Genomic DNA, 15,031 nt, shown 5'->3' on the forward strand with positions numbered 1-15,031 from the left:
ATTCCCATAATAAGTCGTGTTAACATACATCAATTAAATAGTAATGATAATCAAAACGATAACAAAAATCATTTATAAAAATCAGCATTGTTAAAAAAGAGTTACAATGTCAAAAACTGATCCCCAACCCCCATCTTCGCCAAAATGGCTACAGTTGGCCCCCGCTGTCAGTAAAAACAATCCCCACCGCCGTGGGCTTTTGCTATTACTCAGCATTGTTGTATTGATGCTCGTGATGGCTGCTAGCCTGATGTTCGGTGCAAAAGCCATTCCCTTTTCCGTCGTCTGGCACAGTTTGCTGGGGGAATATGGCAATGCTGACAGCATCTTAATATTGGAGTCTCGCCTGCCCCGCACCTTGATTGGTGTGCTCGCCGGGGCTGCGCTGGGGTTATCAGGTGCCGTGATTCAAGCGCTGACCCGCAACCCACTCGCTGATCCCGGGATTCTGGGGGTCAATGCTGGGGCCAGTTTCGCCGTAGTCATCGGGATCACGGTGTTCGGCGTGCATGCTATTCATGGTTATATGCTCTCGGCCTTTATAGGCGCGATGGTCACTACTTTGGTGGTGTACTGGGTGGGAACCCTGGGCGCTGGGCGTGTTAACCCATTGCGACTGACACTCTCTGGCGTGGCTATTGGGGCGGTGTTAATGGGCATTTCTTCGGGCATATCCCTGACACATCCACAGGTTTATGACAGTGTCCGCTTCTGGCAAGCCGGTTCGCTGGATATTCGCAATATGTCGGTGGTGGTGGCGGTAGCGCCAGCCATTCTTCTTGGCTGTGTGATTGCCTTACTGCTGGCACGCCCCCTCAATGCCATGCATATGGGGGAAGATTTAGCCGCCGCAATTGGCGCTCGCATTGCTCAGACCCAATTTTGGGCGGTGGTGACGGTGACCTTATTATGTGGTGCCGCCACCGCCGCTGTTGGCCCTATCGCCTTTGTGGGTTTGATGGTGCCGCATATTGCTCGCTGGATTGTCGGGCCGAATCAATGTTGGATTCTCCCATTCACAATGGTAATGACTCCAATTTTGCTATTGGTTTCAGATATTGTTGGCCGCTTTCTGGTTCCGGGCGAATTGCGCGTTTCCATCGTGACGGCATTTATTGGCGCCCCTTTATTGATCTGGCTGGTACGCCGTAACAAAAGGATGAGCGCATTATGAAGTCTGCCACACCACCGTGGCTATTGGGCCGCCCGGATGGTCCGATAAATCTGCGCATCCAGCCACGTAGCTTGATTGTTGGCGGTTTACTACTGCTGGCCTGTTTATTGGCGGCCATATTGGCATTAATGGTCGGTACGATGCCGTTATCTCCAGGGCAAGTATTTGAAGCTTTATTCGGCCACGCCAATGGTGCGGTGAACATTATTGTTAACCAATGGCGATTACCCCGTGCGGTAATGGCACTGATTTTCGGTGCGGCGCTGGGTATCAGTGGCGCAATATTTCAGTCATTAGTGCGTAACCCACTAGGCAGCCCCGATATCATCGGTTTTAATGCGGGAGCTTATACTGGCGCACTGGTGGCGATTACCGTGTTCAACGGCAACTATTTTGAGATTGCCAGCAGCGCGCTGGGGGGTGGGTTGCTGTCCGCCATCGCGGTGTACCTTTTGGCTTACCGCCAGGGGATTCAGGGCTTTCGGCTGATTATTGTCGGTATTGCCATTGGCGCGATGTTAACGGCATTTAATACTTGGCTGACCATCACGGCATCATTGGAAGCCGCCATGACTGCCGCCGCCTGGGGGGCCGGTTCACTCAATGGCCTGACATGGGCGAAAGGCCTGCCGTCGGTGATGTTTATCATTATCGCCACCGTGATTGCTATGTTACTGAGTCGCCGCATGCCACTGCTGGAAATGGGCGATGATGCGGCGGGAGCCTTAGGGGTTCCGGTCGAAAAAACGCGTTTGGGCCTGATGGCTATCGGCGTCATCTTGATGGCCGCAGTCACCGCCGCCGCTGGGCCGATTTCCTTTATTGCATTGGCCGCCCCCCAGATTGCAAAACGCCTGTCGGGGACATCGTCTGTGACGTTAACCGCCTCTGCGCTAATGGGCGCTTTATTACTGATTGCCGCGGATTTATGCGCCCAGCACCTGTTCTCACCGAATCAATTACCGGTCGGAGTGGTCACAATCAGCATCGGCGGTCTGTATCTTATTTGGCTTTTAATCCGGGAGTCCGGGCGATCATGAGTAATGTTAGCTCCGCTAGCTCAAAAACATCTCGCTTGCAGGCTGAAGCCCTGACATTGGGCTATGACGGCAAGATAATTAGCGAGAACCTGAGTGTTTCCATTCCTGATGGCGAGTTTACGGTTATCGTCGGCCCCAACGCCTGTGGCAAGTCAACACTGCTGCGCGCTTTGAGCCGGTTGTTGAAACCACAAGCAGGTCAGGTAATTTTAGATGGCAAAAACATTGCCAGCCTTGATACCCGACACGTCGCGCGTCATTTGGGCTTATTACCGCAAAGCTCACAAGCACCTGATGGTATCAGTGTGCTGGATTTAGTGGCCCGTGGCCGCTATCCCCATCAGAAATTATTACAGCAATGGACGCAAGCCGACAGACAGGCAGTCAGTAATGCCATGCAAGCCACCGGTGTCAGTGAACTGGCGGACAGGTCAGTGGATGCTCTATCCGGTGGGCAGCGCCAACGCGTATGGATAGCCATGGTACTGGCGCAGCAAACTCCCTTGCTGTTGTTAGATGAGCCAACCACTTATCTGGATATCGCCCATCAGATTGATTTACTTGAGTTATTCAGCAGTCTTAATCAGCAACATAATCATACGTTAGTTGCCGTTTTGCATGACCTTAACCATGCTTGCCGCTACGCCACCCATATTATCGCCATGCGCGATGGGCAGGTCGTGACACAAGGCAAACCGCGCGATGTGATCACCGCCGATCTGGTCGAGCAAGTCTTTGGCATGCCGTGTTTGATTATTGATGATCCGATTTCACATACGCCGTTGGTGATACCGAAAGGGCGATTTTAATTTTTAACAATAGGCCGGATTAGGTTTCGGTTGAGAGCCGTGCAGTGCTCACTTTATCTCTGTGGCCTCAACTGAGCAGGTGGGCCGGCGATATATGCGAAACGCAAGATTACACAAGGGGCCAAGCTTATGGCCCCTTTTCTGTTTGGTTCATCGCAGGCTAAGTTAACTCGGTGTTTTACCATTTACCTTGCGAATATCACCTAACACTACCCTAATGACCCAATCCCACTAAATACCTTCTGTAACATTGGCCCAAGCACTTTTAATGTCTCCGGCGACATCATCGTAATATGTGAACAATCAAGATGATATGTAAGCAGTTGCTTCACATACGGCCGCCAGATCTCTGCTGGATTGTCTCCCGCAGGTAGGGTTTGGGTGGCAACAAACAACGTGGTTTCACCCTCGTAAACCGGTGTTTTAGCTCCTGACAACAAGCCGACAGAATCGTCATAATTTGCCTGAATTTGCGCAAACATCTCCCGCTTCTCTTCCAGCTCATCGCCCGCCGCAGCCATAAACAAAGCCCGCTCACGTTCAACTTCTTCCAGCGCTTCAGCCTCAATCGGCGCATTCCAATCTTGGGTTTCCGGCGGATAGGTATCCAATAGCCCCAGAAAAGCCACTTCCTCGCCCTGCGCCCGCAATTTTACCGCCATTGCCTGCGCCACGGTGCCTCCCAGTGAGTAGCCCATCAGATGATATGGCCCGTGTGGCTGTACCTGACGTAACGTTGCCAAATGGTGGTCACATACGCTGTCCATATCTTGACGGGTCGCAATGGCCCCATGGGGGCGCGGCGACTGAATTCCCAAGACTGGCCAGTGACCCGGTAAATAACGTGGTAACGCACTGAACTGCCAAGAAAAACCTGAAGCGGGATGGATACAAAATAGTGGATTGCCGCTGCCATTGCGCAACGGCAAGACTTCGCTGAAACCCGCTTTGCCCGCATCCTGTTCTAATGACGGCTGACTCAGTGCTGCTGCCAGCGCTGCCGCAGTCGAGGCCACCATCACCTGCCCAACCGCAACCGGCAGTTGCAGCTCACGGCGCAGATCTGCTGCTAAGCGCATCGCCAGCAAAGAGTGGCCGCCTAGCGCGAAGAAATCATCGTCCGCCCCCACCGATTCAACACCCAGTAACTGTGCAAATAATCCAGCAATCACACTTTCCAGACCGGCCAGTGGTTCGCGCCCCCCCTTGCCCACCTGACTAACCGGTGCCGGTAATGCCTTGCGATCCAGCTTACCATTGGCACTCAGCGGGAAAGCACTCAAGCTGATGATAACCACTGGCACCATATGTGCTGGTAAGCGCTCACTAAGCTGGCTACGCAAAGCCTCCATATCAGTATTTTCTGCCCCGCCAACCGGCACGATATAGCCCACTAACTGACGAGTATCAGCCCCGGTCAAGGCCCCTTCCGCCCCTGTTAAAGTGCGAGCATGCACTACGGCTTGCTGAACCTGTGGCAACTCCAATAGCGCTGATTCAATCTCACCCAATTCAATGCGCTGCCCACGAATCTTCAATTGATCGTCACTGCGCCCCAGATACTCAACCGTGCCATCCGGCAGCCAGCGGGCAATATCACCGGTACGATACATCCGCAGCCCACGATCATAGGGATCCGCGACAAAACGGCTGGCCGTGAGACTCGGTCGGGCATGGTAACCCTGCGCCAGTTGCACACCACACAGGTAAAGGTCGCCAGCAATGCCGACCGGCACCTGACGCAACATACTGTCAAGAATACGCAACTGAGTATTCCAGACCGGCTTGCCTATCGGCACACTGCTGCCGGTCACCCGCGCCAAAGCATCGCCATATGCTGGTTGATAAGTGACATCCACCGCCGCTTCAGTCGGGCCATATAAATTGTGTAATGGCGCGGCAAAAATCTGTTGGTATAACTCCGATAACTCGCGTGACAATGCTTCGCCGCTACAAAATACCCGGCGTAAGCTCTGACAAGGTTGGTGCTGCCCATGCATCGCGCTAACAAAAGCAGCCAGCATTGAGGGCACAAAGTGGGCGGTCGTAACCCCATAATCCTCAATCAAACTCCGCAGAGCCTGCGGGTCACGGTGGGCATCCGGCGGGGCCATAACCAATCTTGCGCCGGTTATCATCGGCCAGAAAAACTCCCAGACCGAGACATCAAAACTGCACGGCGTTTTTTGTAATACCACGTCATCACTGCCCAGCGGATATTCATTTTGCATCCATAACAGGCGGTTAACGATTGCTCCGTGCGAAACGACAACACCTTTTGGCCGGCCTGTAGAGCCGGAGGTGTAAATCAGATAAGCCGGGCTCTCGGGCATTATCGAAACAGCTGGCAAGAGTGGCGACGAATCCTGCTCTGGCAGTTGATCCAGCAGCAATAGACGTGCTTGGCCAGTAAAGCGTTCAGCTAAAGAACTGATCGTTATCAGGAGACGTGGATCAGCATCACTTATCATATAAGCCAAACGATCGTCAGGATAACCCGTATCCAACGGCAAATAAGCAGCTCCGGCAGCCAGAATCGCCATCAAAGCCAAGCTGAGATTAACCGAGCGGGGCAGCGCTACTGCAACTCGGTCACCGGGTAGCACACCTTGTTGACGTAAGCAGATAGCCAGCGATTTAACTCGCTCACTAACCTGCTGATAAGTCAGTGTTTCATTAGCATCTAATAAGGCGATTGCCTCAGGAGTGAGCTGTGACTGCTGATTCATCAAATCACATAGCGTTAATACAGGTAGGGCGATGGCGGTATCATTGACAGATGCTAACAGTGTTTTCTCACTGGCGGTCAGCAGATCCAGAGCAGACAACGGCAGCTCCGGTTGCCACACCAAATATTCGAGCAACATCACCAAGCGCTGGGCCAGTCGCTGCGGGTCAGTAACCGCATCACGATATTCCAGTTGCAAATGTAATTTCTCACCCGGCAGGACTAATAAGGTCAGCGGATAATGGGTATAGCCACGATTATTCAGGGCATTGCACCGCAAACCACTGAAAGATTGCTGATGCAATTGACTGTTTTCTGGGTAGTTTTCAACCACCAGCAAGGTATCAAATAATGTATTCGCCCCCGCCAAACGCTGGATCTCACCTAAGCCTAGGCCATCGTGTTCCAACAACTGAATCTGTTGCTGCTGCAAAGCCGCCAGTTGCGCCAATAATGGCAATTGAGGTTGCAGTTTCACCCGCACCGGGATGGTGTTACTGAACAGCCCGACATGCTGTTCGATACCTTCAATTTCACTGAAACGACCAGAAACTGGCGAGCCAAATACCACATCCTCACGGCCGCTGAGTACACTTAACAAGGCAGCCCAAGCGCCTTGCAACAAAGTATTGAGCGTAATACCCTCGCGCCGTTGTAACTCGGTTAACGCCGCTTCCAGCTTGCTGTCTAGTGTAATCACCCACTCGTGTACCGGGCCTGCGGCATTGGCTTCTGGGTACAAAATAGTCGGCGTAACACCACGAATAGCATGTTGCCAGGCTAACCGATCTTGTTGTAGATCGCGTGCTGTCATACGGCGGATCAAATCGCCATAACTGACACTCAGCGGCGGCAGTTCCATGTTGTTGCCATACAAATGCAGCAAATCATGCAACAAGATTGCCGATGACCAGCCATCCCCCACCAGATGGTGCGCGATGATAATCAAAGAATGGCGCTCGGCGCTGTAGCGGACTAACGTGGCAATCAGCAAAGGCTTTAATGTTCCCGCCGTTTCACTCACCAAATCTCGCGCCAGCCCTTCACGCTCCAATTGCTGGGTTTTGGCAACTTGCTGATCCGGCGTCAATTCGCTGAGAGAGTGCTGCTGCCATGGCCAACGGCGTGCGCTACTGTGGATCTTCGGCAGGATCTGCAATGATTCACTGTGCAACTCACTGTCAAAAATAGCCCCCAGTTGCGGGTAGCGGCGCAGCAAGCTTTCCAATGCATCGCGCAAGCGCTCAATATCAAGCTCCCCCTGGAGGTCAAACCGGCTGATAGCATTGTAATTATTGGCTTCTTGCCCTAACTGAGCATGGAATAGCAAACCTTGCTGGAGCGGCAAAACCGGCAGGATATCGGCTATCGGGCCATATTTTTCACTGGCCGCTTGCCAGAGTGCTTCGGGCAAAGTCGCCGCCGTTGGTGCCGAATGGGCTGCCACTGGCGTCTCAATTAATGGCTGTAAAGCCAGTGCCATCTTCGCGGGTGTGCGCAGAGCAAAAATCTCGCGGGGAGCCAGACGGAAACCAGCGCGGCGCAAAGTGCTGCCCAGCGCCATGGCTGAAATACTGTCCCCCCCTAGCTGGAAGAAATCATCTTCGGCCCCAATGTTCTCCAGGCGCAGCAAGTTGGCGATGGCATCACACAGTCGCGTTTCCTGCGGGGTTTGTGGTGCCCGGCTGATGAACTGCTGCTGATGCTGTGGAGCAGGTAGCGCCTGACGATCAATTTTACCGTTTACCGTCAGCGGCATTTCATCCAGCACCACCAAGATAGCTGGCATCATATAATCTGGCAAAGTTACGGCCAATTGTTCCATCAGTCGGGCATTAAGATTTTCCCGACGACGCAGTTGTGCATCTGGCACCGCACAGTAACCAATAAGTCGATGAGTCACACCAGTAGCTTGCGCAATAACTACTGCGCTACTGACTTCGGGCAAAGCCACCAATGCATTTTCGACTTCGCCCAGCTCAACCCGGAAACCTCGCACTTTAATTTGGTGGTCTATGCGCCCCACGAAATCCAACTGTCCCTCTGCCGTCCAGCGCATCAAATCACCGCTGCGATACATCACTTCACCATGGCGGAATGGGTTGGCAACAAAACGCGCCGCGGTTAAATCAGGCCGGTTCAGATAACCCCGCGCCAGCCCTTTTCCGGCGATGTATAACTCCCCCACAACACCGACCGGCACTTTGGCCAGTTGGCTATCGAGCAAATAGACCTCAGTGTTCGCCACCGGGCGGCCAATCACTGGTTGTGCGGCAACCTGAGTGTGAGCGCCAAGAGTATCAATGGTGTATTCCGATGGGCCGTAGAAGTTAACCACGTTCAGTTCAGGATGCTGTTTTAGCCGATCCCACAAATGCGGTGTTGCCGCCTCACCGCCAATCATAATAAAGGCGGGCCGGTGACGCCCTGCCTCCAACAAACCGCTATCTATCATTTGGGTAAAGAATGAGGGGGTAATATCCATGGTGTCGATCGGCGTCTGATCCATCATCTGCACCAATGCATAAGCATCGCGGCGCATATCTTCATCAAAGATAACCATCTCGCAGCCCATCATCATCCAGAACAGCGGCTCCCACGAGGAATCAAAGGAGAATGATGCGGTGTGCCCAGCCCTCATCCGACGGGTATTATGCTGCTTAAATTCCGCCATCGCCGGGCCGTACAGATGTGCGCGATGCGCCACCAGCAAGTTGACTAAGCCGCCGTGAGTGCTCATCACCCCTTTTGGCCGCCCGGTCGAACCGGAGGTATAAATCATGTAAGCCAGATGGTCGCCGTGCATTGGCTGTCGGCGTTCCGTATCAGTAATTAGCTCAACAGGGAAAGCCGCACATTCCCGCTGAAAATGCGGCCCATCGAGACAAACCATTGCCATTTCAGCCGTGACGGCCAGTGGTGATAACACGCTTTCAGTCGATTGATGGGCTAGCAGTAAACGCGGTTTAGCGTCCTCACACATCAAAGTAAGCCGGTCCATCGGATAGTCCAGATCAAGCGGCATATACGCCGCGCCACTGGCTAAAACACCTAAAATAGCAACCAGTGAATCCACGGTTCGCGGAATACCAATCGCGACAACATCATCAGCCCCAATACCTCTGGCTATCAATGCTCGCCCTAGCTGGGCAACTCGGGCAGAAAGCTGGCGATAGCTCAAACTTTGGTCGCCGCAGCTCACGGCAATAGCATCCTGTTGCGCACTCACCTGCTGTTGGAAAATATCCAACACAGAAACAACACCGGCAGGCAGTGTTAATTTTGGGCCATTAGCCCAGTTATCAATACGTTGTAGTTCTTGTTCTGGCGTCAATATGAGACGGCCAACGGTGATTTCGGTTTGGGCCGCCAGTTGCTGTAACAGAAATTGTATCCGTTCGCCGTGCTGATGCAGGTCAGCTTCGTCATAGCGCTCCGCATTCGCTAATATTTCCAGCATTAATTGGCCGTTATCAAAGTAGAGATCAAACTCAATATCATCGACCGGGCCGGAGGCCAAAGTGTGAGTAATGCCGGTTATCTCCCCCAGTTTCAGGGCGAAATCGAACATTTTAAAATTCAACACAGGGCCATACAGCGCGCGTTGAGAGCCGACCATGCCCAAATCACGCCGTAATTGTTCCGCTTCATAGCGCTGATGTTTACGCACTGTTTTCAGTTCATTCGCTACCGCTTGTGCTACATCAAAAATGTGCATTTCATGGCGCAAAGTAACCTGTAATGGCAGCACATTGACGACAGGCCCGGTAGCAGTCAAAGCAGCAGAACCCATGCGGCGCATAAACGGGCACCCGACTGATAAGCGCATTTCTCCACTCATTCGCGCAAAATAAATCAGTAACAGCGCCATCGCCAAATCAGCGGCGGCAAGGCGCTGTTCCGCCCCCTGTTGAGCTAAACGACCGAATAATTCAGGGTCGATATTAATGCACTGGCGCAGTACGCGATTATCTGTTTGCTCTGCGCAAATGGGGGAATTTATAGAAGAAAGGGTTATCGCGGCGGGTAACTCAGCCGTATGTTGTTGCCAAAACTGTTTATCGCGCAGCTCGGTTTCTGACCCCACATACGCCAGATATTCACTCACCACATCACTAAACGGGGTAAAAGGTGATTCCCCGATAGATTTTCCTTGCAATAAAGCTGTGTAAATATCGGCGATACGGCGGGTAATTGCAGTGAAACTGAAGCCATCAAGCAATAAATGATGATAACGCTGATACCAAAACCATAATGGTTTCCCATTTTCATCCGGGACACGAATAACCCAGTGCCGAAACAGCGGATTTCCATCTTCTAACCGTAACTCGGCATCAGTGTCATCCTGCATCAAGGTCAGCGCGACTTGTCGCCCATCGGCGTGAGCACTGAGATCCAACCATGTCAGCTCGGGCATATTCGCCGCGTTGCGCTGTAGAGGAATGCGTTGCATCGGGCCATCGTTGCCGTCAAAAAAGTGAGCATGGAGGGTATCGGCTTCAGCTAACCCTTGGCTAACAGCACGGCTAAATAACACCTGATCCAGCGGCCCCGCCAGTTCAATATAATGGGCCACAGTAAATATGTTTTTTTGATGACTTAGCTGATCGGCAAACCATATACCGGGCTGCGCCGCAACCAGGGGTAATTCGACAGCAGCAGAAAGGGGGATTGAATCCTCTGACACGATGGGTATTCCTTTTTTGGCAACACAGGGTTTATTGCGGCAAATATGGCCACAATAATCTGATAATTCCTTTAGCCCGCGACCCGCGTTAGCGCAGGCCAGCCTCGGCGCGAATCAAACTGGCCGGGCGCATGTCGGTCCAATTAACCTCAAGATATTTCACACAGTCCGCTCGGCTCTGAGGGCCATGAACAACCGCCCATCCTGCGGGGATCGCCGTGATTTGGGGCCATAAACTGTATTGCTGCTGCTCATTGATCAGCACAAAAAAGGGCAGTTCTTCATTATCAAACGGGTTTGTTGGTGTTTCATTGTTCATGGCGTAAATATCCTTATTTTGAATCCGAGGAACCTAATAAACAGCGCAATCCATCAATCAAACCACCACGCCAGCACAAGGCGTCATGGCCTCCTGAATAAATTCGATAATGCAGCCGATGCCCGGCCTGCCGCAGTGCCTCACTCATGGCTTCATTGACTTGATAAATCACATCTTCACGACGGCCGGCTTCCATAAAGATATCCAATGAATGGTCAGCCCCCAGACCTTGATAAACCTGCTCCGTCAGCCAGCCCTGCCGCTCGGCAGTCCCTGCGGTTAATGCCTTGAAATTGTCGACATCTGGCCACCAGAAAGACCCTGATTGGCTCAGTACACAACCAAAGCGCTGCGGCCAATGTAATCCAGCATATAACGAGGCCAATCCGCCAAAACTTTGCCCGGCGACCACGGTACGAGAGGCTTTGTCAGTGAAAGGTTGCAGCAAGGCTACCTGTGGCAGTAACTCCGTTTGTAGCGCCTGCCAAAAATCCTGGTTACAGGGCAGTTCCACTGAGCGATGAGCCTGGTCAATGATGTCAATCAACACATACACACCGGCTGGCAAATGCCCAGCATTCGTTTCGCTATCCAACACACCGAAGATCGATTGTCCATGTACCCAATACTGACCATCGAGCAAGATAGCCAATGGCCGCTCGGCTTTCTCTTCCGCACCGAGTGTGTGGTAAATCCACACATTGCGGCTGTTATCTAATAACTCGCTATTCCAGGTCATCCGTTGCAAGCGCTTCGGATCCATCGGCAGTGTTTGGCCCGCATCAATGGGCTGCCACGCCTTCTGTGGCAAGGCATCGGCTAAATGCACCGCCGAAAGTGGTTTTCCACGATAGCTGTAGTGAGGTGCGGTGTGATTGAGGGGATCGTTTTCAGCCAGATCCATCAATGAGATCCACCAATTGCGCTGTGCCTGGCGGCGTTCTTGTGGTGTACCTTCAGGTAAATTCAGGCAGTGTTCTTCAACAACAGGGATAAAGCTGTAGCTCCCCCGGAAGTCAGATTCCACTTCGACCTGCCAATACCAAACATGACTCTGACCCAAGCGCTGTAGAGTTTCAGGATTAACACTGTGGTGGTCAGTCACGCCGTTAACATCAATGTAGACGCGGCTATAAACAGGGGCCTTCGCCGTGGCGGAGGGTTCTCGCCAGAGAAACGTTAACTTTACCTTGCCAGCGGCGGCCGGTTCCGTCAGCGGTGTCCCCCATTGGGCTATCTGCTGCCACCATTTCTCACTGCCAGCCAAAGGATCCGCTAACAAACTCTGGCTATCAGGATGTTCATTTGTCGTGTTCACACACAATCCTTTTGATTTCATTGCTCAAGTCTCTTTTCACCACTCATCAAGCCAATGTATGTCTGGACGTGGCTAAGTTAAATATATTCACCACCTCCATATGAATGCAAATAATATTGAGAACTATTATTATTTGCAATAACATAGTGCGCGTTCTCTCTAGAGTGTCACCCTATTCCCGCAATATTAGTCTGGGTACCTCGTGGTGTCGCACGAATGATTGAATGGGCAGAAATCTTTCTTATAGCTATACCGGGCAATGAATAAACCCAATAAATTTCAAAAGGTAAGAAGGCGGCAAAGAAGATAATACCGATAAGCTTATCCACTTTAAGGTCAATGACCAGTAAGTGATGCGGGTTATTGAGTGCAGCCAACAGACCTGTAATTTGAAAGATGGAGGGTATAGATCCGGATGGACTCCAGCATTTTTATTATTGTGTTTCTAGGTAGGGATAAATCATGTTTGATATTTCTGGCGAGAAAATGCCAAGGAAATTACCATTTCAGGCAAGCTACACATCAAAGACCTTATTATTAACCTCCGCATTAATATTCATACCGACACTACAAGCATCCGCTGCGACCACAACAAAAGAAGCAGCGGCCGCGAAAGAAGATAAATTAGTGGTCGTTGCCAAAGCAGGCAGCGGGCAACAAGATGATGGCTTCGTCGCCAAAAATAGCTCAACTGGCACTAAAACTGATACCCCGCTGATCCGCACTCCACAATCTATTTCCGTGATTACCAGCCAGCAAATGCAGGATCAAGGCGCGACATCCGTCGCACAAGCATTGCGTTATACCGCTGGCGTCGTACCCGAATATCGCGGTGGTTCTAACATGAATGACGAAGTTATCATTCGTGGTTTCGGCTATGCACCGCGTTTTCTGGATGGTTTGAGTTATAACTCTCTGGGCGGCGCACGCCGTGGCGGCCAGATTGACCCGTGGTTACTCGAACGTGTTGAAGTTGTCCGTGGCCCGGCCTCTGTCCTGTATGGTCAAGTTAACCCCGGTGGCCTGATCAATATGGTCAGCAAGCGCCCGACGGCTGAAAGTATTCATAAAGTACAGATTGGTGCCGGTAATAATAGCCTTGCAGAAGCCGCCTTTGATTTTGGTGGAATATTAGATGATGAGGGCAAAGTTCTCTATCGCCTAAATGGGATTGGCAGAACACAAGATGATGCCGTGAATACCTACAAGCAGGAGCGCTTTGCAATCGCCCCGGCGTTAACATTCATCCCCAACGAAGACACCACTTTTACCTTACTGACCAGTTATCAGAAAGAACCCAAGGCCGGCTCACGTAATTTCTTGCCCGCAACCGGCACAGTATTTGGCACCGCTTACGGCAAGATACCTTACGATTTTAACGTCAGTGACCCCTCGTTTGAACACTCGGAGCGCGAGCAAACCTCTGTCGGTTATGCGCTTGAGCATTACATCAATGATACCTTTAAATTCCGCCAGAACTTGCGTTACAGCTATAACAAACAGGACTATAAGTATCTGGTATTTATGGACTTACTGGCAGATAGTCGCACAATGACCCGCCGTCCGCAAATTGAGCGCCAGACAACAGCCGAGTTTGCAGTCGATAACCAATTGCAAGCCGATTTCTGGACAGGCCAGTTAAACCACACCGTGCTGACCGGAATAGATTACAAACGTACCCGTATTGATAGCCAATTCTTTATGGGCAAAGTGCTACCAGCCTACAATCTGGACTGGGTATCACCGGTTTATGGCCTGAATATTAAAGACAGCGATTTGTCACTTAATAGCAGTGATTTGACCAAACTCGATCAAGTTGGCGTCTATTTACAAGACCAAATTGAACTGGATAAGTGGAATTTCCTGTTGTCCGGGCGTTATGACTGGTCGCAGCTAAAAACCATGAACCGTAAAACGGTCACTCAAGACCAACAAGATGACCATGCCTTTACCGGCCGTGGTGGCGTGTTGTATGCCTTTGATTCCGGGATCTCGCCGTATATCAGTTACAGCACCTCATTCGAGCCGAGCACAGCCAAAGGCGCTCCGGGCACTGGGGCGCTAGACCCTGTAACGGCACGTCAGGTCGAGCTTGGTGTTAAATACCAACCACCGGGAAGCAGCACTCTTCTGACCACCGCATTGTATGATTTACGCCAGAAAAACATCAGCCAATATGACCAAGTGCTGGCCTATAATGTGCCGATTGGTGAAGTGCAATCTCAGGGGATAGAAACCCAGTTAAACAGTGAGATTAACGATAATATCAACCTGATCGCCGCTTATACCTACACTAAAGGGAAAGTGCGTGAAACCAAGACCGCCGCCGAATTAGGTAAAATGCCTGCTCGTACCCCGAGTCATTCTGCTTCACTGTGGGGAATGTATAGCTTTGATAAAGGTGTGGTAGATGGCTTATCTACCGGCGTCGGTGTGCGGTATATCGGCACCAGTTGGGGTGATGCGAAAAACAGCTTTAAAGTTCCAGCGGTAACATTATATGACTGGATGATGCGTTATGAACTGGGGCAGGCGCTGCCCGCCATGAAAGGCACCAGTTTGCAGGTCAATGTTAATAACGTATTCAATAAAGAATATGTCGCCAGTTGTGCGCAAATGGCGGCTTGTTTCTATGGCAGTGGCCGTGTCGCCACAGCAACCGTCAGTTATTCCTGGTAAATAGTCGTTTTCAAACGCGCCAGTTAACTCTCACTGGTGCGGTTTTTTATCTTAATGAGATAAGAATTGCTTAAAGAAAAGTAAATTTTCACCCCGATTTGTGCCCTTTCTGTTGTGACCTTAACAATAAATCTAATAAATTCAGCCAACTAACCTTTCGGCAACCTTTCATTCTATTTAGCGTAACCGGACAAAACCATTCTAAAAACAGTGCGATAATCCTATACTCGCTGTTAATAATCTTTAATCTCACCGTTTATTCAAGGTAATCATGCCA

Annotated in this window: 7 protein-coding genes; 4 read left to right on the top strand and 3 right to left on the bottom strand. The window is 51.2% G+C overall.

The genetic code is table 11. From position 1 onward, the window contains the following. The first annotated feature begins 106 nt into the window (after nt 1-106). Genes fepD through F0T03_RS18190 form a run of 3 tightly spaced genes read left to right on the top strand, consistent with a single transcriptional unit; the run spans nt 107 to nt 3,023 of the window. A complete protein-coding gene (fepD, locus tag F0T03_RS18180; protein WP_145555064.1) occupies nt 107-1,174 on the top strand; it encodes a Fe(3+)-siderophore ABC transporter permease in 1,068 nt (355 codons plus the stop codon). Further along, nucleotides 1,171-2,214, top strand: coding sequence for an iron-enterobactin ABC transporter permease (fepG, locus tag F0T03_RS18185; RefSeq protein WP_159679924.1), 1,044 nt, complete (start codon nt 1,171-1,173; stop codon nt 2,212-2,214). Before fepD ends, fepG begins: the two co-directional genes overlap by 4 nt. Next, nucleotides 2,211-3,023 carry an ABC transporter ATP-binding protein gene (locus F0T03_RS18190; protein ID WP_162526979.1) on the top strand — a complete coding sequence of 271 codons (813 nt, stop codon included), beginning with the start codon at nt 2,211-2,213 and terminating at the stop codon, nt 3,021-3,023. The genes fepG and F0T03_RS18190 overlap by 4 nt, the downstream gene beginning before the upstream one ends. A gap of 209 nt (nt 3,024-3,232) precedes the next feature. Here F0T03_RS18190 and F0T03_RS18195 read toward each other — a convergent pair whose 3' ends face one another. The 3 genes from F0T03_RS18195 to fes all read right to left on the bottom strand — a co-directional run bounded on the left by F0T03_RS18195 (nt 3,233) and on the right by fes (nt 12,075). Further along, complete coding sequence (locus tag F0T03_RS18195; protein ID WP_159679928.1) at nt 3,233-10,438, bottom strand: non-ribosomal peptide synthetase; 7,206 nt, start codon at nt 10,436-10,438, stop codon at nt 3,233-3,235. Between the two features lie 88 nt (nt 10,439-10,526). Continuing rightward, on the bottom strand, nt 10,527-10,757 hold the full coding sequence (locus F0T03_RS18200) for an MbtH family protein (RefSeq protein WP_159679930.1): 231 nt from the start codon (nt 10,755-10,757) through the stop codon (nt 10,527-10,529). Between the two features lie 13 nt (nt 10,758-10,770). Continuing rightward, the gene (gene fes, locus F0T03_RS18205; RefSeq protein ID WP_159679932.1) at nt 10,771-12,075 is read right to left on the bottom strand and encodes an enterochelin esterase; all 1,305 of its coding nucleotides are present in this window, start codon (nt 12,073-12,075) and stop codon (nt 10,771-10,773) included. 462 nt (nt 12,076-12,537) lie between these two features. Between fes and F0T03_RS18210 the strand changes: the two genes are divergently transcribed. Then, nucleotides 12,538-14,754 carry a TonB-dependent siderophore receptor gene (locus F0T03_RS18210; RefSeq protein ID WP_145555058.1) on the top strand — a complete coding sequence of 739 codons (2,217 nt, stop codon included), beginning with the start codon at nt 12,538-12,540 and terminating at the stop codon, nt 14,752-14,754. Nucleotides 14,755-15,031: the final 277 nt, after the last annotated feature.

Source organism: Yersinia canariae (assembly GCF_009831415.1).
GTDB classification, from domain to species: Bacteria; Pseudomonadota; Gammaproteobacteria; order Enterobacterales; family Enterobacteriaceae; genus Yersinia; species Yersinia canariae.